15 protein-coding genes are annotated in these 20,159 nt (G+C 47.5%); 10 read left to right on the forward strand and 5 right to left on the reverse strand.

The window, feature by feature from the left end; translation table 11 throughout:
- Window positions 1-11: 11 nt before the first annotated feature.
- The 3 genes from ACMA1I_RS16475 to ACMA1I_RS16485 all read right to left on the reverse strand — a co-directional run bounded on the left by ACMA1I_RS16475 (window position 12) and on the right by ACMA1I_RS16485 (window position 3,934).
- Window positions 12-1,022 carry a M28 family peptidase gene (locus tag ACMA1I_RS16475; protein WP_337069509.1) on the reverse strand — a complete coding sequence of 337 codons (1,011 nt, stop codon included), beginning with the start codon at window positions 1,020-1,022 and terminating at the stop codon, window positions 12-14.
- Complete coding sequence (gene cysS, locus ACMA1I_RS16480; protein WP_337069510.1) at window positions 1,012-2,505, reverse strand: cysteine--tRNA ligase; 1,494 nt, start codon at window positions 2,503-2,505, stop codon at window positions 1,012-1,014. The genes ACMA1I_RS16475 and cysS overlap by 11 nt, the downstream gene beginning before the upstream one ends.
- Window positions 2,506-2,845: 340 nt before the next feature.
- Window positions 2,846-3,934, reverse strand: a complete 1,089-nt coding sequence (locus ACMA1I_RS16485; RefSeq protein ID WP_337069511.1) for an endonuclease/exonuclease/phosphatase family protein — start codon at window positions 3,932-3,934, stop codon at window positions 2,846-2,848.
- A 357-nt stretch (window positions 3,935-4,291) separates the two neighbouring features.
- Between ACMA1I_RS16485 and rimP the strand changes: the two genes are divergently transcribed.
- The 3 genes from rimP to infB all read left to right on the forward strand — a co-directional run bounded on the left by rimP (window position 4,292) and on the right by infB (window position 9,358).
- Window positions 4,292-4,765: a ribosome maturation factor RimP gene (gene rimP / locus ACMA1I_RS16490; protein WP_337069512.1), complete on the forward strand. Its 474-nt coding sequence runs from the start codon at window positions 4,292-4,294 to the stop codon at window positions 4,763-4,765.
- 7 nt (window positions 4,766-4,772) lie between these two features.
- The gene (gene nusA / locus ACMA1I_RS16495) at window positions 4,773-6,026 is read left to right on the forward strand and encodes a transcription termination factor NusA (protein WP_337069513.1); all 1,254 of its coding nucleotides are present in this window, start codon (window positions 4,773-4,775) and stop codon (window positions 6,024-6,026) included.
- Between the two features lie 122 nt (window positions 6,027-6,148).
- Window positions 6,149-9,358 (forward strand): translation initiation factor IF-2, encoded by a 3,210-nt coding sequence (gene infB / locus ACMA1I_RS16500; RefSeq protein WP_337069514.1) that lies wholly within the window; start codon window positions 6,149-6,151, stop codon window positions 9,356-9,358.
- Window positions 9,359-9,470: 112 nt separating this feature from the next.
- Here infB and ACMA1I_RS16505 read toward each other — a convergent pair whose 3' ends face one another.
- Window positions 9,471-9,806 (reverse strand): hypothetical protein, encoded by a 336-nt coding sequence (locus tag ACMA1I_RS16505; protein WP_337069515.1) that lies wholly within the window; start codon window positions 9,804-9,806, stop codon window positions 9,471-9,473.
- Between the two features lie 390 nt (window positions 9,807-10,196).
- Window positions 10,197-11,156 carry a DUF3078 domain-containing protein gene (locus tag ACMA1I_RS16510; RefSeq protein ID WP_337069516.1) on the reverse strand — a complete coding sequence of 320 codons (960 nt, stop codon included), beginning with the start codon at window positions 11,154-11,156 and terminating at the stop codon, window positions 10,197-10,199.
- Between the two features lie 995 nt (window positions 11,157-12,151).
- On the opposite strand from ACMA1I_RS16510, the gene ACMA1I_RS16515 reads away from it, so the two are divergent.
- The 7 genes from ACMA1I_RS16515 (at window position 12,152) to ACMA1I_RS16545 (ending at window position 20,151) form a co-directional block, all read left to right on the forward strand.
- On the forward strand, window positions 12,152-12,934 hold the full coding sequence (locus ACMA1I_RS16515) for an enoyl-CoA hydratase/isomerase family protein (protein WP_337069517.1): 783 nt from the start codon (window positions 12,152-12,154) through the stop codon (window positions 12,932-12,934).
- Between the two features lie 33 nt (window positions 12,935-12,967).
- A complete protein-coding gene (locus ACMA1I_RS16520) occupies window positions 12,968-14,461 on the forward strand; it encodes a lipopolysaccharide biosynthesis protein (protein ID WP_337069518.1) in 1,494 nt (497 codons plus the stop codon).
- A gap of 19 nt (window positions 14,462-14,480) precedes the next feature.
- Window positions 14,481-14,927 (forward strand): dUTP diphosphatase, encoded by a 447-nt coding sequence (gene dut, locus ACMA1I_RS16525; RefSeq protein ID WP_337069519.1) that lies wholly within the window; start codon window positions 14,481-14,483, stop codon window positions 14,925-14,927.
- A gap of 299 nt (window positions 14,928-15,226) precedes the next feature.
- Window positions 15,227-16,234, forward strand: coding sequence for a sugar phosphate nucleotidyltransferase (locus tag ACMA1I_RS16530; RefSeq protein WP_337069520.1), 1,008 nt, complete (start codon window positions 15,227-15,229; stop codon window positions 16,232-16,234).
- A 6-nt stretch (window positions 16,235-16,240) separates the two neighbouring features.
- The gene (locus tag ACMA1I_RS16535) at window positions 16,241-18,004 is read left to right on the forward strand and encodes a tetratricopeptide repeat protein (protein WP_337069521.1); all 1,764 of its coding nucleotides are present in this window, start codon (window positions 16,241-16,243) and stop codon (window positions 18,002-18,004) included.
- Window positions 17,997-18,740 (forward strand): DUF4292 domain-containing protein, encoded by a 744-nt coding sequence (locus tag ACMA1I_RS16540; protein ID WP_337069522.1) that lies wholly within the window; start codon window positions 17,997-17,999, stop codon window positions 18,738-18,740. Before ACMA1I_RS16535 ends, ACMA1I_RS16540 begins: the two co-directional genes overlap by 8 nt.
- A 166-nt stretch (window positions 18,741-18,906) precedes the next feature.
- Entirely contained in the window at window positions 18,907-20,151 is a 1,245-nt protein-coding gene (locus ACMA1I_RS16545) for a murein hydrolase activator EnvC family protein (RefSeq protein WP_337069524.1), read from the forward strand.
- Window positions 20,152-20,159 lie beyond the last annotated feature (8 nt).

The following is a 20,159-nucleotide window of genomic DNA, read 5'->3' on the forward strand; positions in this document are numbered from 1 at the left end:
ATGCCAAGGGCCTATTCGTTATAAAGCACATGCAACACCGTCTGCCCCACTGCTTTCAGGGTATTTTTGCTGATAATATCCATGTTGTCGGTGTGGCGGTGGTGGTAAGGCCCAAAGTAATCGTTTGAGTTGGCTACGTTGTACTCTATAATGTCGATCATCGGAATTTTAGCCCAGGCATTAATGTAGGAATGGTCATCTACAATAGAAGGAGCGTTTTTGTAAATAAAGTAGTCGGAGTAGCCAATGGCGTTTCCGGCTTTCCAGACTTTGGCTACTATGTTTTTAGCATATTGCATAGAGGTGCCTTCGCGGGCAAACTTGGCATTTTCGGCTCCCACCATATCAAGCAGGACACCGTATTTAGCTCTGTAGTTCGGCACATGCTTGTTTTTACTCCAGTACTGAGCGCCGAGGCACCAGGTGTCTTCCTGGTACGGCAGGCCACTATCATCGGGCTGGCCATAATCTTCCCCATCAAATAAGATAATATCTACCCCTACTTTTGGCTTTGAGTCGGCCGAGCCCAATATTCGGGCAATTTCCAGCAACACACCAACCCCACTGCCACCGTCGTTGGCGCCAGCTATGGGCTTTTTAGGGTCAGTATCGTCTTTGTCGGCAAAAGGGCGGGTATCCCAATGGGCTGCAAGCAACACACGGTTAGCCACCTGCGGCTGAAAAGAAGCAATGATATTGCGCAGGTTCAGCATCTTCCCGTCAAAAGCCTTCATCTGGAAGCTCTGCACCTTTACCTCTGCCCCTAAACTCTTAAGGGTGCTAATGAGGTAATCGCCTGTTTTGTAATGCTCTGCGGTGTTGGGTACACGCGGCCCAAAGGCTACCTGCCGCTCTATGTAGTAGTAAGCGGAGTCTGCATTAAAGTCAGGAGCCTGTACGGCTGGCGTGGTTTCTTCAGCTGCTTCTGCTTGTCGCGCTTCCTGGCGGCCACCGGAGTCGCAGCCAGAGATGGTAAGGATGCTAAATAGCAGTAGTGCCAGCCAGTTCATGTTATTCTTCATAAGCCCAATCTACGCCCGTTTTCAGGTCCTTGATAACGATGCCCTGCTTTTTGAGCTCTGCCCGTATGGCATCTACCTTATCGTATGCTTTTGTTTCCTTTGCTTCTTTGTAAAAACCCAGCACCAGGTCGAGCATGTGCTCTACATCGCCGGTTGGCTCTTCTTTTAAACCCAGTACCTCCTGCACCAGCTCCCTGTAAGTGCTCCTTATGGTGTCGAAGGTGCCTCTGCTCAGGGTATCCAGCGCCAGCTGCCCCAGGTACAAGCTGTTGATCTTCTTGAGCAGGTTAAACAGCGAAGCAATGGTTTTGGCTGTATTCAGGTCATCGTTCATCCCTCTGAAGCAATCCTGCGTCAGTTTCAGCAGCTCCTCGTTCAGTTTTTCGTCCGGAGTGGCGGCTGTTTCTTCGGGGTACTGCAGCTTGTCGAGCACGCGCAGGCCGTTCATGAGTTTCATGTAGCCTTTGCGGGCTGCCTGTAGCGCCTCGTTGCTAAAGTCGAGGGTGCTGCGGTAGTGGGCCTGCAGAATAAAAAAGCGGATGGTCATGGGCGAGTACTTGTCGGTAAGCAACTCGTGGTTGCCATTAAACAGCTCACGCAGGTTTATAAAATTACCCAGCGACTTGCCCATTTTCTGCCCGTTCACGGTTATCATGTTGTTATGCACCCAATAACGGGCGGAGTCGGAATGGCTGTGGCTGGCCTGGCTCTGCGCAATTTCGCACTCGTGATGGGGGAACATCAGGTCTAGTCCGCCTCCATGAATATCGAAGGTGGTGCCCAGGTACTTACGGCTCATGGCCGAGCACTCCAGGTGCCAGCCCGGAAAACCATCGCTCCACGGCGACGGCCAGCGCATGATGTGCGAAGGTGCCGCTTTTTTCCAGAGGGCAAAGTCGAGCGGCGAGCGCTTCTCCTCCTGCCCTTCCAGCGTGCGGCTGTTGCCAAGCAGGTCTTCTATTACTCGCCCCGAAAGCTTTCCGTAGTTGTATTCTTTATGGTAAGCCGGCACGTCGAAATAAACAGAACCGTTAACAATATAGGCCAGCCCATTATCCAGAATCTCCTGGATCATTTCGATTTGCTCTATAATATGGCCTGAGGCACGCGGCTCAATGTCAGGGGAGAGCATGTTGAGCATGGCCATGTCCTGGTGGTAAATGTTGGTGTAGTGCTGCACCACCTCCATTGGCTCCAGTTGCTCCAGCAGCGCTTTTTTCTGAATCTTGTCTTCGCCCTCATCGGCATCGTTCACCAGGTGCCCCACATCGGTAATGTTGCGCACATAGCGTACCTTGTAGTCAAGGTGCTTCAGGTAGCGGTACAGCGTATCGAAGGTAACGGCACTGCGGGCATGGCCCAGGTGAGGCTCACCGTAAACAGTAGGGCCGCACACATACATGCCTACAAAGGGGGCATGCAACGGCTCAAAAACTTCCTTTTTGCGTGTGAGTGTGTTGTATAGATTTAGTTTCTGTTGCATGGTTCTGCATAAACGCAACTTAATTTACAGAGTATGCTGCGCTTGTTTATTGTTTTTGTTTGATCAGCTGTAGCTGCTATTCAGGCCCAAAACTATGAATTATGCCCTCTAACTCCTAACTGTCGGCAAAGTTACGAATGCATCTTGATTTTACCTGAACAAGGAGGAAGGCACAGGTAAATGGTAACGCTTAAATTTAAGACTGCATATGGCACTGCTCTAAATTCTTGTAATAAAATGGGCCTTCCAGAGGCATTTGCGGCTTATGGGGGTCATGGGCTTAAGCGCTTTCTCCGATCTTTTGGGTCAGAACGAAAGCAATAACTTTTGCCAATCCGGTTTACTTCTCCAGCACATACTTTGCCGAAATAGGAAGATGGTCTGACAAACCCATTTCGGGATAAGTACGGAATTGGTAAGCGCGCAGGCCTTCGGAATAAAACTGGTTATCGATGCGCAGAAAAGGGATAGGCCCGTTGTAAGTAGCACCTATACCAGCACCGGCTTCCTCAAAAGCATTCGACAAGTTTTTGGAAAGCACCTGATAAGTGTAGCTGAAGGGGATGTCGTTGAAGTCGCCGCACACAATAACCGGGTAAGGCGATTGCGCTATGTGCTCGTACAGCAGCTCTACCTGGTGCCCCCGGGCTATAAAACCTCTGCGCAACCGCCGTGCCAGGTTTCTGCCCTCCCGCTTCATTTTGTCCTGGTTTCCGATAGAGGAATAGGTATTCTCTATATCCTGCGCCTGAATATTCATGGACTGCAGGTGCGCTGAATACACCCGCACGGTATCTCCCTTAATGTTAAGATCGGCAAAAATAGCGCGGTTGTGCTTGGTTTCGCCAAACTCAATTACTCCTTTATTAAATATAGGGTATTTCGAAAAGATGGCAATGCCTATCTCTGCTTTGTTCCAGTCTTTGTGCGCTATCGAAAAATGCCTGAACTTATCGTACCGCTGCCCAATTCGGCTCATGGTGTTGTACACAGAAGAGCCTTTGGTGCTGTTATAGAACTCCTGCAGGCAGAACACATCGGCCGGGTGTGTGGCGACCCACTCGATCATATCGGCAGAGGCCTCGAGTTCGCTGCCATCACGGTCATCGTAGGCGTTAAAGACATGCACGTTGTAGCTGAGCACCTCAACTTGCTTTAGCTCGTCGGCGGGCTCTTCATTTGTAAAGTTTAGGGCCAGAAACCGGGTATGATATTGCCACCCGAGCACAATTACCGACAAGGGCAACAAAACAAGCCAGGAGCGCCGGAGCAGCCAGTATACACAAAACAGGAAGTTGAGCACCAGGGCACCAGGAAGCGAAAATGCAATAAAGCCGGCAGGCCAATAATCGTATGGAGGAACCTGCAGGCAATACACCCCTGCAAGCAGCCATAGTACCACCCCTACATTAAGGATGAACCAAATCATCCGCCGAATTCTTTTAAATGCACCTGACATAATAGCAAACATACAAATTAAGCGTAAGGTATATAAGCTTGCTCGCTAATTATCTTTGTGCTAAGAAAGCTCAGCCAACCCTACAGAAACAACTAACAGAAAGATCGAACTTTCTAGCGCCAGGCGGTGTTTTATCTTACGGCCGCACCTGCAGCCCACTCCATTACCAGGTAATATCACCCTCAAAAACAGCTTAAGATCGTATAACAAACAGCAGCTAACGACTGCCTGTTGTATATATAATGTTTTTATCGTAAATTTGTGGCATTATATTCCAGGGAGATGAGGGGACACAGAGTCCCCTTCTTTATTTCTTAAAGGTTAACTATGGCACTAACGGCACAGATAATAAAAGCAATGGCACAGGACAGCCTGCCCGACAGCGACTTGTTCCTTGTAGATGTGGCCGTGTCTGATTCTCCGGCACGCCCCAAAATAACGGTGCTGGCCGATGGCGAGCAAGGTATTACCATAGACCAGTGCGCCACCATCAGCCGCCGTATTAACAAGCGTATCGAAGAGGCTTTCGGAGAGGAGTTCAGCTATGTACTGGAGGTAAGTTCGCCCGGTGTGGATTTCCCACTGACGCAGCCCAAACAGTACCAACGAAATGTTGGCCGCAGCCTGAAGGTAAAACTGCAGGATGGTACCGAAAAAACCGGCAAGCTGGAGGAGGTAACAGAAACCGGCATCAGCCTGGCAGAAGAAATAAAACAAAAAGGCAAGAAGGCTACGTATGTGCCTGTGCAAATACCCTTCGGGGACATTGTGAAAGCAAATGTTGTAATATCATTTAAATAAAAGAATAATGAACAGTTCAGTCCTGATCGAGTCGTTCGCTGAATTTGCGAAATTCAAGAACATAGACCGCCCGACCATGATGCGCATCCTCGAAGATGTATTCCGCACCATGATCCGTAAAAAATGGGGCACCGACGAGAACTTTGACATCATCCTGAACGTGGAGAAGGGTGACCTGGAGATCTGGCGTAACCGCGAAATTGTGGACGACAACTCCGAAGACATCTGGGACTCTGACAAGATCAGCCTTTCGGAAGCTCGTAAAATAGAGCCTGACTTTGAGGTAGGAGAAGAAGTATCGGAAGAAATACAGCTCGAAGACTTTGGTCGTCGTGCCGTGCTTACTGCTCGCCAAACCCTGATCCAGCGTATCAAAGACATGGAGAAGGAGTTTCTGTTTCAGAAATACAAAGATCAGGTTGGTGAAATTATTTCGGGTGAAGTGTACCAGGTATGGAACCGCGAGGTGCTGATACTCGACCAGGAAGAAAACGAACTGCTCATACCTAAAGCCGAGCAAATACCAAAAGACCGCTACCGTAAAGGCGATGTAGTACGTGCCGTGGTACAGCGTGTCGAAATTGTGAACGGTAACCCGAAAATCATTCTTTCGCGTACCTCTCCATCGTTCCTTGAGCGTTTGTTCGAGAATGAAGTGCCTGAGATATTTGATGGCCTGATCGCCATTAAGAAGATTGTGCGGGAGCCAGGCGAGCGCGCCAAAGTAGCCGTAGAATCGTTTGATGACCGTATAGACCCGGTAGGTGCCTGTGTGGGCATGAAAGGTTCCCGTATTCACAGCATTGTGCGCGAACTGGAGAACGAGAACATTGACGTAATTAACTATACCGATAACCTCGAACTTTATATTCAACGTGCGTTGAGCCCTGCAAAGATCAGCAGCATGAAGATAGACGAAGAGAACGGCCGCGTATCGGTATTCCTGAAGCCAGACCAGGTTTCGTTGGCTATCGGTAAAGGTGGTCAGAACATAAAACTAGCCAGCAAGCTGGTAGATATGGAGATAGACGTGTTCAGGGAGTCAGAAACGTATGAAGAAGACATTAACCTGGATGAGTTCTCTGATGAAATTGAAAGCTGGGTAATCGACGAGTTCAGACGCATAGGCCTGGACACAGCCAAGAGTGTGCTGGCAGTTACCAAAGATGACCTGCTACGAAGAACAGAGCTGGAAGAAGAAACAATTGACGATGTGCTAGCCATACTTCGTGAAGAGTTTGAAGCAGAAGACAATCAATAGTTTGCGAGTTTTGCTCCGTTAGCTTAATTTTGAAAAAGATTTGGTTACTGAGCTCCGCCTTTCTCGGCAAAGAAGGCATAGTACCCATTAAATCAGAATTAAAAGACAGCATATAAGAACACATGGCAGAAGACAAAATAAGGAGGCTTAAACAGGTTGCAACTACTTTAAATATTGGTACAACTACCATTACAGATTATCTCTCTGCTAAAGGTTTTGCTGTGGAAAACAAACCCACTACCAAAATCACCGCAGAGCAGTTCAATATGCTGGCTAAAGAATTTGCTTCTTCCATGCAAGATAAAGCAGTGGCAGAAGAGCTCAATATTGGCAAAAAGCCTCAAAGCAACCAGGTTGTCGGTACGGAGCATCAAGAAACCAAAAGAACCAGCGAGCCTGAACAGGAGATATTCATTAAAAGTGTGCATCAGCCTAAGCCGGAGTCGGCACCTGCCCCAGTGGTAGCGCCTACGCCTGCACCCGCACCAACTCCAGCCCCGGAAGCTCCAAAGCAAGAGGAGAAGGAAAGCCCTAAATTACCTGGTTTTAAAATACTGGGCAAAATTGAGCTTGATGCCAAAGGCCGACCAATTCCTAAAAAACCAGAGGCCCCTGCTCCTACTCCGGAGCCAGCGCCAAAAGCTGCGCCTGCGCCAGAGCAACCTGTTGCCGCAGCGCCAGTAGTTACGCCACCACAGCCTGTAGCACCCCAGGCTCCTGAAGAAAAACCAGCGCCGCCGGTAGAGGAAAAAGCACAACCAAGTGCCCCTGCACCGGCCACCACTCCGCCTCAGGCAACAGAACAACCTAAAGAAGAACCAGCCAGACCAGCTACGCCGGCCCCAGAAAAGCCAGCGGAGCCAACTCCGGCACCAGTAGCAGAACAGGCTGCTCCAGCCGCTCCCGCAGAACCAAAAGTGCAGAGCGCACCAGAGCAACCCGCACCTACTACTGACGAAAACGTAAAAACACCAATAGAAACGATCACAGCCAAAGCAGACCAACTAAAAGGTCTGACGGTACTCGGCAAAATAGAATTGCCAGACAGCTCTAGAAGAAAGGGCACTAAGCCAGTTGCGTCGTCTGACGACAAAAAGAACGGCAACAAAAAGAAAAAGCGCAAGCGCATCATGGTTTCCGGAGAGGCCGGGCAACCAGGTCAACAGAACCAGACAGGTCAACCAGGTCAGCCACGCCCAGCACAGCAGGGCAACCAGCCAGCTGGTCAGGGCGGCCAGCCTCGACCAGCAGGTGCAGGCTACCAAGGCAACAGGCCAGCAGGTGGCGGAGGTTATCAGGGTAACAGACCAGCAGGTGGTGGTGGTTACCAGGGTAACAGACCAGCAGGAGCTGGCTACCAGGGCAACAGACCAGCTGGCGGCCAGGGCCGACCAGCCCCTGCCAGAGCAGACAAAGCTGAAGTTACCGATAAGGAAATTCAGGAGCAGATTAAAGCCACACTTGCTAAACTAAGCGGTGGCAAGAGCGGTGGAGGTAACCGTGCCAAGTACCGTCGCGAAAAACGATCTGCTATTGCCGACTCTATGGAGGAGCGCAGAATGCAGGAGCAGGCAGAGTCTAAGACCCTGCGTGTAACGGAGTTCGTATCTGCCAATGACCTGGCAGCACTCATGAATGTGAGCGTAAACGATGTCATTAAGGTCTGTATGCAACTAGGCATGTTTGTTTCTATAAACCAACGCCTGGATGCAGAAGCCATTACCATTATTGCAGATGAGTTTGGCTACAGCATAGAATTTATTACCAGCGAAGATGAGCAGGCACTCGAAACGATAGAGGAAGAAGACGAAGCAGTACTGGAAGAACGCGCCCCTATTGTTACCATTATGGGTCACGTTGACCACGGTAAAACGTCTTTGCTTGACTACATTCGTAACGCAAACGTAACCGCTGGTGAGGCGGGTGGTATTACGCAGCACATCGGTGCCTATAAAGTTAAGACCGAAAGCGGCCGTACCGTTACCTTCCTCGATACTCCTGGTCACGAAGCCTTTACGGCTATGCGTGCCCGTGGTGCCAAGGTAACCGACGTAGTAATTATTGTGGTAGCGGCCGACGACTCTGTGATGCCACAGACAAAAGAGGCCATCAACCATGCGCAGGCAGCAGGCTCACCAATTATCATAGCCCTGAACAAAATAGATAAGCCAGGCGCCAACCCAGATAAGGTTCGTGAAGAACTCGCCCAGTTAAACATACTGGTAGAAGAATGGGGCGGTAAATACCAGTCGCAGGAAGTATCGGCCAAAACAGGTGCCGGTATACCAGACTTGCTGGAGAAAATCTTGCTAGAGGCAGAATTACTGGAACTGAAAGCGAATCCAGATCGCCATGCCGTTGGTACGGTTATCGAAGCATCGCTTGACAAAGGCCGTGGCTATGTTGCCACCGTACTGGTACAAACCGGTACTTTGAATATTGGTGATGTAGTATTGGCCGGCTCGCACTATGGTAGAGTAAAAGCCATGACCGACCATCGTGGCAAGAAAATGAAAGAGGCTGGCCCATCTACTCCAGTACAGTTACTGGGTCTGGATGGAGCACCGCAGGCAGGCGACAAGTTTGTAGTAATGGACTCTGAACGTGAGGCCCGCGAAATTGCTTCAAGCCGTGCACAGGTACAGCGTGAGCAGAACCTGCGTACCCGCAAGCACATTACGCTTGATGAGATTGGCCGACGTTTGGCAATTGGTTCTTTCAAGGAGCTCAACGTAATTGTGAAAGGCGACGTGGATGGTTCAGTAGAAGCACTCTCCGACTCCCTGTTAAGGCTCTCTACCAACGAGGTGCAGGTAAATATTATCAGCAAGGGTGTGGGTGCCATATCCGAGTCAGATGTCTTGTTGGCCTCAGCCTCAGATGCTATTATCATCGGTTTCCAGGTTCGTCCATCGCAAAATGCACGCAAATTGGCGGAGCAGGAGCAGATAGATGTTCGCCTGTACTCCATTATCTACGACGCCATAAACGAGGTGAAAGACGCCATGGAAGGTATGCTTGCACCAACCGTTAAGGAAGAAATAGTTGGTAATGCTGAGGTTCGCGATGTGTTCAAGATTACGAAAGTTGGTACTATCGCCGGTTGTATGGTGACAGATGGTAACATACATAGAAATGCCAAAGTACGTCTCGTGCGCGAAGGTATTGTAGTCTTAGACGGTGAGATACTTGCGCTGAAACGCTTTAAAGATGATGTTTCAGAAGTACGACAAGGGTACGAGTGCGGTATCAGCCTGAAAAACTATAATGACATCCAGATTGGTGATATCATAGAAGCTTACGAAGAAAAAGAAGTGAAGCGTACGCTTTAAGCTTTAGAAAAGTAAGAGATAAAAAAGCAGAAGCCCCGCTGAGAAATTCAGCGGGGCTTCTGCTTTTTTATTACAAGATGTAGGAATACTATCTCCTGCTACACACTTTAAGTTAATCTCTTCTTCGGGCTAACTGTTTCTTTTGACGCTTATACTGCTTGAGCATCTGCTTTTCGCGCTTTTCGTACTCCTGCAACTTTTTGTCGTTGTAATGCATTATCTTAAAGTTCTTCTTCTTCCCTGTTTCATAGGTATTCAGGCGCTTATCCATGTTAGCTTCGCGGGCACCAATAGCATCGGCAGTAGCACCACGTGTAGCATCTTTTGGTGTTCCCCAAAACTCATCCTTGCCAGTGGTATTGCGCGGCCCCTGTGACTGTGCCTGCGCTTGCATAGCGCAAAACATTAGCCCCAGGCAAAAGAATAATAAAAAGGCATTTTTCTTCATAAGTATGTTTTTATAGATGTCTTAAGTAGTACTTTAAATTAAATTTCGACCGCAAAATGTGCCGGTAAAGCTTTACTCAGAACGTAAGATTATGTTTTAAAAGTTCAGCAAAACTATAGCAAGTATAATACCGAAACGTGGCTATACCTACCCGAAGCGCAAATAATTAAATGCGCCACCTAAGCCACACTTTTAATTACTATAAGAGCAGGTAGCAAGACAAAAGCTACAAAATTTTATTTGGGTAACAATAAGAATAATCAGAAATATTTAAGCCTACAGCCACGAAGTTCAAAGCTGCAATTTTAATTATTCTAATAAAAATTGCTTTCCAGAGGCATATTGGCCATTTGCACCCCAAGGGTGGGTAAAAGCCAAACGGTGGAGAAACTATTCGAATTTATAGGAGAAGCCTATACCAAGGGTTTCTTTAAATTGTAAACGTGGACCTTTACCATCTATTACACCATCACCGCTCCTATCAACATTTATCATAATATCGTCGTCGTAAACAAGGTGGCAAAACAAGCTGGCGGAAATGAATTTGTTTACTTTAAAATCGATCAGGTTTTCCCAGTTAACATCTACATTTTGTGGATTTCTCAAGTAATTACTAAATAGGTCGAGCCGCGACCTGATGCTCACATTCTCAAATATCTTGTCTGAGTAGCGCACGTTCAGGAAACCACCGACCTCGCTGCGGAAGCGCTCTCCCGTGCCTGGCAACAATTGGCCAGCCTCATTGCGCCAGGCAGGCCTCACACCGAAATACCCAAGGTCAGCTAGTTTCTGGCTCATTACCACAGTAAACTTACCGGTGAGCGTAGACACAAAAACAGACAGCCGTGGACTTGGCTTGTAGTCCATACCAATAGAAACCAGCGAGAAAGCCGGCGACAGGAAGTTTGAAATAACCGTATCGCGGGTGGAGGTAAAGGTGGGGGTTAATTGAGTTCTTACGTTTACCTGCCCTGTATAGAACCATTTTGAGGAGGCTTCGCGGCCATACTTGAAGTTAAACTCCAGTCGATCATCGCTTTTCTGCAGCCGCCGGCCCTCCAGTTTAACAAAGCCGAAGGTAAAGTTGGCAGAGTTGTTCCATGTATTTTTTCCTTTTTTGTAGTTAGCCACCAGGTTCAGGGTACTCAGCACAGAGAGAGAATTCTGGCCACCGGCCGCCCAATTGTTCAGGCTGATCTGGCTAAAGTTAACGTTACCAAGGCCGCTAAAGTCCCAGAGGTTGGCAGCAGAAGCTGTATCGGGTTTAATTTCCTGGGCCTGAGTGGGTGCCGCTGTAAAAATGCAAAAGAATAGAACGATTGCAATAAGGAAGAATAGAGGTTTAAACATCAGTAATAATTTAAATAACCAACCCGAAAGCAGGAGTCATGCCAATTTCTGCCTTTCGCTCTTCTTGCCACCCGCAGGTGTAAAAAAGAGGCAGTTGGTTAATAAAAAAAAATAAAACTGGGCTGGGCCAGCAGCAAAGTTAAATACTGTCTGCCTAAAAATCTGCATAAAATCGGGTTTAAGTTGGCTTAGCCTTGCCACAAACAGTACCTCTACTGGCACTGGCCATGTAACATTCTTGTAAAGAGGGTTTTACCAAAAATAGGTATCTTCAATTATTCTAATAAAAACGCCCTTCCGGAGGCATAATAATAGGCGTAAGATATAAGAGACACAAGTCCAATAGATTAGCAAATAGCTAAGCGAAGGTAAAACCACTCTGTTTATCTTTTAACCTTTCAACAATCAATAGCTAGTAGCCAAATTATTCTAACCTAAGTCGGTAACTGCTTCTTTGAATTTATTGCGGCAGGAGGCTACAGTGGGAACACCTGAGCCAGGTGCACTTAGTGACGATTTTTTTGGTTCTTTTTGTATCAGGACAAAAAGAATAAAGACATAGGCAATAAAACAATAATATGCTGCAGTCAAAGAGAGAACAGCAGCTATGTGAACTTAAACCAGACAATCGTTAGCCACTGCTTTTGCCTCTCGCTACAAGCTCCTTTCAGGGTGACAGAGAAGAAATAGCGGAGGAGCGATAAGCACGATCGACTACCGCACTACCTAATTATTCTAATGAAAACGCCCTTCCAGAGAGTTTTCCTGTCCTAATAGCATGGGGCTTAGCATGGTTGTGGCAAACTTTTACAGGAAAGACCTGTTTTTTCAGTAAAAATGTTACCTCGCTTGCGTTGCTCCGTACGTAACAGTTGCTCCGGCACAAACCCAAGGCATGGCCCTGTGGCTGCGCTGCCAGTTGGTCGTGCAGGGGTTTACTGAATTTACTATATTTGTAGCTCTTAATTAATTTTAAACTCTAGTTGAATAACCTAATGGCCTCATTCGAAAACCTGCTGCTTCAACTGCAAAACGGCATTCTTACGATTACGATTAACCGCGAAGACAAACTGAATGCCCTTAACAGAGACACCGTGAGAGAGATCAAGCACGCTATTCAGCAAGTGTATGATGATCCTAAAATTAAAGCGGCCATTTTTACGGGCGCTGGTTCTAAGGCCTTTGTGGCAGGCGCCGACATAGCCGAAATTTCGGAACTCAGCGAGGTAAATGCACGAAGCTTTTCAGAGCAGGGCCAGGAAGTATTTAACTTGATAGAGCGTTGCACTAAGCCTGTACTGGCTGCTGTTAATGGATTTGCACTGGGTGGCGGCTGCGAACTGGCTATGGCCTGCCACATGCGCGTAGCCAGCAACAATGCCCGTTTTGGCCAACCCGAAGTAAACCTGGGCCTGATACCAGGCTATGGCGGCACACAGCGCCTTACACAGCTTATTGGCAAGAGTAAAGCCATGGAACTGCTCATGACAGGCGATATGATTACGGCCCAGGATGCGCAAGATTTCGGGCTGGTAAACTTTGTAACCACGCCAGCAGAGCTGTATCCTAAATGTGTGGAGTTGCTGGAAAAAATAATGAACAAGGCGCCCTTGGCTATTGGCCTGGTTATAGATTGTGTAAACGCCGTGTATACCAAAGACGAAAACGGCTATCAGACGGAGGCCAACTCTTTTGCACGCTGCTGCAGCTCCGAAGATTTTCTGGAAGGCACTAACGCTTTTCTGGAGAAACGAAAGCCAGCTTTTACAGGCAAATAATTTAATCTGACTTCTCCCCGACCCTTACCACTTATGAGTATTGCTAAAAAACTGGTCGGGCAAACGGCTGCCTACGGCTTAAGCAGCATTATTGGCCGGGTTCTTAACTACCTGCTCGTACCAGTTTATACCAAAGCTTTTCTTCCGGAAGCCTACGGTGTAGTTACGTACCTGTATTCGTTTGTAGCACTGTTTAACGTGCTCTACACCTATGGCATGGAAACCGCTTTTTTCCGGTTTGCTAACAAGTCCGGTACCGACCAGCGCGAGCTATACAACAAAGTTCTGAGCCTGATAGGCAGCAGCAGCCTTATTTTCACAGCCATTCTGCTTCTTGCCTCGGGCCCCATTGCCAATTTTATCGGGTTTCCGGAGCGGCAGGAGTATATTGTGTGGCTGGCGATTGTACTGGCCATAGATGCTGTTGCCTCTATTCCGTTTGCCTGGCTCCGGCTACAGAACAAAGCAGTAAAGTTTGCCTCCATTAAGCTTACCAACATCCTCCTGACTGTAGGAGCCAACATGTTTTTCCTGGTGTTCTGCCGCCAGGTGTACAACGGCGATTACTTGCCGGAACTTCGGCCTTTTGTCACCACTATTTATGATCCTGATTTTGGTGTAGGTTACATTTTCCTGATCAACCTGGTAGCCAATGCTTTGCAGTTGCCACTTCTCTGGAAGGAACTCAGCATCTTCCGGTTCCGCCTGGATGCGGAGCAGCTCAAGCCCATGCTCCGCTACGCCTATCCGCTGCTTTTTATGGGTGTGGCCGGTATGGTAAACGAGGTGATAGACAGAATTCTGCTGGAGTACCACCTGCCCGAAAATTTTTATCCCAACATGAGCAACATGGCCGCAGTGGGTATTTACGGCGCCTGTTACAAGCTCTCTATTTTTATGTCGCTGGCCATACAGGCATTCCGGTATGCGGCCGAGCCATTCTTTTTTTCGCAGGCCAACGACAAAAATTCGCCTCAGGCCTTTGCGCAGATTATGAAGTGGTTTGTAATTAGCTGCGCTTTTATCTTTTTGTTTGTAAGCGCTTTCCGCGACGAAATTGCCAGTGTGTTTATAGACGAACGTTACCACAGTGGGCTGGTGGTGGTACCGATTCTGCTGCTGGCCAATTTGTTTCTGGGGGTTTACTACAACCTCTCCGTTTGGTTTAAACTCACCGACCGCACCCACTTCGGCACCTGGATCAGCGTTAGCGGTGCTATTGTCACGATCATACTCAACCTGCTGCTTATTCCGGTGCTGGGCTATGTAGGCTCTGCCTGGGCCACCCTGTGCTGCTACTTCGGAATGGCGGCTGTTAGCTATGTGCTGGGGCAACGTTACTACCCCATTCCGTATCCTGTGCGCAGCATTCTGGGGTATGTGCTGCTGGCAATATTCCTCCTGCTGGCCGTTATATATATGCCAATCCAAAATATCTGGCTAAATTATTTATTTGGCCTCGGCATGTGTGCCCTGTTCCTGCTAGTAGTAGCCGGACGGGAAAGATTGCTCTTTTTTAATAAATAATAATCTTTATTTTTGACAGATGAACAGCAACTTACAGGTTAATGTCCTGAACAAATCAAAGCACCCGCTTCCCTCTTACCAGACAGATCATTCGGCTGGCATGGATTTGCGAGCAAACCTGGAGGCACCTATTACGTTGGAGCCCTTACAACGGGCACTTATTGCCACAGGGCTTTACATAGAATTGCCTGAGGGGCACGAGGCGCAGATAAGGCCACGCAGCGGGCTGGCTTACAAGCATGGCATTTCAATAGTAAACAGCCCCGGCACCATAGATGCTGATTATCGTGGCGAGATAAAGGTATTGCTGGTTAATCTTTCTGATAAGCCTTTCGTAGTGGAAGACGGAGAACGCATCGCACAGATGGTAGTTGCCAGATACGAACGTATTGCACTCGTAGAAGCCCAGGAATTAACAGACACCGTGCGTGGCGCCGGCGGATACGGCAGCACCGGAACGCGGTAATAACGCATGTTAGAGCTGATGAAACGCAAATATTCTTTTATAATTCGCTTCACTTCAAAAAAACATGAAACAATTAGTCTAACATAAAGTATCGGTATTCTGGCCTTAAACAATTTTTCTAATGAAAAAGGCCTTCCGGAGGCAAAATTACCTGCTCTTGGCTTTGGGTCAAAACAGGACAACCAATGCTTAATGTTACTCCAGCAACCACCAATTTAAAAACCAAAAGCTTGTTCTATCGCTGATGCACAAGCCCCTTTAAAACATATAAATTAATTTAACTTAAAAAGACACTAGCTATGAGGATTATTGTACCAATGGCCGGAATGGGAAAAAGAATGCGCCCGCATACCCTTACTATTCCAAAACCTCTTATTCCAATTGCAGGCAAACCAATTGTGCAACGATTGGTAGAAGACATTGCCAAAGTTTGTCAGGAGCCCATTGAGGAAGTGGCTTTTATTATAGGCGACTTTGGAAAAAAAGTAGAACAAGACCTGATTAACATTGCTGAATCGGTAGGCGCAAAAGGCAGCATTTACCACCAGGAGGAAGCCTTAGGCACAGCACATGCTATTCTTTGCGCGCAGGATTCATTGGAGGGCAAAGTAGTTGTTGCCTTTGCAGACACGCTCTTTAAAGCCGACTTCCAACTCGACACCAACGCCGACGGTACTATTTGGGTACAGAAAGTAGAAGACCCGCGCGCTTTCGGTGTGATCAAGTTAAATGAGCAAAACGAGATCACAGACTTTGTAGAGAAGCCGGAACAATTTGTGTCCGACCTGGCTATTATTGGCATCTACTACTTTAAAGACGGAGCTTACCTGCGCAATGAGTTGCAGTACCTGCTCGATAATGACATTAAAGACAAAGGTGAGTTTCAGCTTACCAACGCGCTGGAGAACATGAAAAACAAAGGCACTGTATTTATACCTGCCCTTATCTCAGAATGGCTCGACTGCGGAAATAAAAACGCTACAGTATATACTAATCAGCGCTATTTGGAGTATATAAAGGATGAGAAGGATTTGGTGGCATCATCGGCTACAGTACAAAACTCGGTGATAATACCTCCTGTTTACATCGGAGAGAATGCCCTTATTCAGAATTCTGTGGTAGGTCCTCACGTTTCTATTGGTAACAACACAAAAGTGTACGATTCCATAGTAAGCAACTCTATTGTACAGGAAAGCACCACCCTAAAAAACGGTAACATTTCAAACTCTATGGTAGGAAACAATGTTACGTATGAAGGGCACCAGTCTGATCTCAGCTTAGGTGACTTCAATACGCTTAAAGAATAAATTACCATGATTGTTCTGTTCAGAAACATTGTTCTTGCAACTTGCTGCTTCACGTTGCTTACAGCCGGAGATACGCTGGCCCAGTCTAAGAAAAAAAAGACGAAAGCCGTACAAGCAACTCCAACGGTTATTTTACCTGCTGCTCAGCCAAACGAGCAGGAGCAGCAATTTAGCGAGACACTGTTTCTGGATGGAATGAAGTATTTTATGGTCGAGGATTATTCCGAAGCCCTCAAAATATTTAAGAAGGCGCACTCTTTTAACCCCAATAACGCCGCCCTCAACTACAAGATAGGCGAAACAAGCCTGCTCCTCAAGAATCCGAAAGAGGCTGTTACGTTTGCTCAATCTGCAGTAACACAAGACCCATCCAACACATACTATTACCTGCTGTTGGCACAGGCATATGCTGAGCAAAAGCAGTTCACAGAGGCCGCTCAGGTATACAATACCATGCTGCAAAAGGTGCCCGACACCGACCAATACCTCTTTAACCTTGCCGATCTGTACCTGGCACAAGGCAACTACGCCGATGCCATAAAAACATACGACCGGATCGAGAAGAAATTTGGGCCAATGGAGCAGCTCTCTGTAAACAGGCAGCAAATTTACCTCCGCCAGAAAAACATAGACAAGGCACTGCAGGAAGGCGAAAAACTAATTGCCACCAACCCAACAGAAGTCCGCTACTTTTTGTCGCAGGCAGAACTTTACAATGCCGCACAGAAAACAGACATTGCTATCCAGACGCTGAACAAGGCCCTGCGCCTGGAACCTAATAACCCCTATGCTCACCTCATGCTCTCTGACCTTAACCGGCAGAAAGGCAACACAGCTGAGTCAGAAAAACAGGTAAAACTGGCTTTTGCCAATCCGGAACTCGACATAGATACCAAGGTGCGGATACTGGTCGACTTTATTCGTCAGCTACCGAACCCGGCCATAGAAGGTGTAGCTTTGGAGCTGGCTAACCTCACCATTGAGTCGCACCCTGAGGAGGCCAAAGCCTATGCCGTAACCGGCGACCTGCAAGCTATTGTACACAAGAAAGAAGCAGCCCGAAACAATTACCTGAAGGCAATTAAGCTCGACGATTCTCATTTCAAAATATGGCAGCAGATTGTGCTGCTCGATGCCGAGCTATCGCAAACAGATTCGCTGGTGGTGCACTCTGAGCAGGCGCTGGAGCTATTCCCGAACCAGGCTATTTTCTGGTTCTATAACGGCACTGCCCACCTGATTGAGAAAAACTATAAAAAAGCAGTAAACGCACTGGAGCGTGGCAAAAGGCTGTCGTCGCAGGAAACAGAGTTGGTAAAGCAGTTCAACATGCAGCTGGGCGATGGCTATAACTCGCTGAAAGAATATAAAAAATCAGATGAGGCGTACGAAGCGGTATTGGCGCTGGATGCCAACAACGAACATGTGCTGAACAACTACAGCTATTTTTTGTCGTTGCGCAACGAGAAGCTCGACAAAGCCAAGCAAATGGCATCGCAGCTCGTAAAAAGGCACCCCAACAACCCTACTTACCTCGACACCTATGCCTGGGTGTTGTACAAGCTGGAAGATTACCAGGGAGCCAAAACTTACCTGGAGCAAGCCATTGCCGTATCGGACGATGCCACTATTGTAGAGCATTATGGCGATGTGCTCTATAAACTCGGAAAGCAAGAGGAGGCCGTAAAACAATGGCAAAAAGCAAAAGTAAAAGGAGAAGCCTCTGCTTTTATAGAACAAAAAATAAAAGAAAAGAAACTGTATGAATAAACAGCTGGTGTACTGCCTGCTGGGCTTCCTGTTATTAACAGCCTGCAAAAAAGAAGTAATTCCTACCACTGCTACTACAGCAACCGAAACTATAGGCAAGGTAACGGTACAGAACCTGGACTTTAGTTACCTAAGCGCCAGAAGCCAGGTAAAAATAGAAGACAAAAACGGAAGCCAAAGCTCCGGCATGTCGCTGCGCATGAAAAAAGACAGCATCATCTGGGTGTCGGTACTACCGGGTCTGGGCATAGAAGCTGCCCGCCTCAAAGTTACCCGCGACTCTGTATTTATGATGAACCGCATCCACAAAGAATACCTCGCCACCGACTTTGCGTTTTTAAGCAAAAAATTTCAGGTAGATATTACATTCGATATACTGCAAGCCATTCTTACCGGAAATTATCAGCCAAACGGTGCCGAAAAGGTGCAGGACGAAGCGCAACTACAGCACGTACAGCAGCTGCGCCAGCACCAACTCTTTGATTATTTTATTGGCAAAGAGAGCCAGAAGCTCCAGCAACTCCAAATTACCGACCAAACTACCTCGAACCAGATCACAGTAAAGTATGATAGCTTCCAGCCCATAGGCGCTGTCTCTTTTGCTCATGGCCTGGCCGCCAAGATACTTCATGCCGGCCAGACCTCCTCTTTTACCTTAAACCATAACAGAATAACGGTAGTAGACGAAGCCCTGGAATTTCCGTTTGCAGTGCCCGCCGATTATAAAAGACTTTAAATTAAAAATCTGCTTAAACAAAATCAGGTATAAGCCTTTACAAGCTTTTATTCAACACTTTACAGCAGAGTAGTTTAATCTTGCCGCTTAAAAATAATAAAGCAATTGGTTCTTCGTGATTAGATTTGCCATCTTTGTAATCTACGAGCCGAAGAATACGATACAAATGAAGCCCCTTTACATATTCCTCTTTTTCATCTCTTTGGTCCTGTTGCCATTTACTGGTGTTGCACAGAGCAAAAGCAAACCTAAATCTAAGGCGCAGCTGGAAAAAGAGAAGAACGAAAACCTGAAGCGCATACAAGAAGCAAACCGTGTGCTGCAGCAAACTAAGGTTAAAAAGGAGGCCTCTCTCGGCCAGTTAAATGCCATTCAGGAAAAAATAACGGTACAGAAAGAAGTAATTGGTACCATCTCCAAAGAAATAAAATTTATAGACTCCGATGTAAAAGAAACAGAGTCTATAGTAGTGGCCCTGCAAAACGACTTGGAGCAGCTAAAGGCAGAGTACGCCCGCATGGTGTACGCCGCCTCTAAAACGGCAAACAGCTACAACAAGCTCATGTTCCTGTTCGCAGCCGACTCTTTTAACCAGCTCGTTAGGCGCATGCGCTACCTGCAACAGTACTCCGAAGCACGCAAGAAGCAGGTGGAGCAAATCAGTAAGGTACAGACTGCCCTGGGCGGGCAACTTGCTATATTAGAATCTAAAAGGCGCGAGAAGCAGGGTCTGCTCAGCAAGCAGCTTGTCGAAAACAAAAACCTTCTGAATTTGAAAACGCAGCAGGACAATGTAGTGCAGCAGCTTAGCAAGCAGGAAGAGAGCCTTAAAAAAGAAGTGGCACAGCGCCAGCAGGCTGTAAAGAAACTCGACAACCTGATCGCCGATATGGTACGGGAAGAAATGGAGAGAGCTGCTCGGGCTGCCCGAGAAGAGGGCCGCAAAGCCAGTGCCAGTCCAAATAAGATTACCCTTACACCTGAGGCCGCGCTTATATCTTCTAATTTTTCAGGTAATAAAGGCCGTTTGGCCTGGCCGGTATCGCGTGGGTTTATTTCGCAGCGTTTCGGCAGGCATAACCACCCGGTGCTGAAGGGAGTAGTGGTAGAGAACCGTGGAATCGATATTCAGACGGCAACAGGTGAAAGTGCGCGTGCTATTTTCGAAGGCAAAGTAGTTACTGTAGCCAGCGTACCCGGCATGAACAACATTGTAATGATTCAGCATGGCGAGTTTTTCACCGTGTACGCCAAGCTTAAATCAGTTAGCGTGTCGGAAGGACAGAATGTGAAACCAAACGACCCTATTGGCTCTGTTTTTACTGATGCAAATGGTACCACCGAACTCCAGTTCCAGATCTGGAAGAACAGCGAAACCTTAAACCCTGAAGGCTGGATCAGAGCAAAATAGTACCGCCG

The organism is Pontibacter sp. 13R65, from assembly GCF_047525655.1.
Classification (GTDB): domain Bacteria; phylum Bacteroidota; class Bacteroidia; order Cytophagales; family Hymenobacteraceae; genus Pontibacter.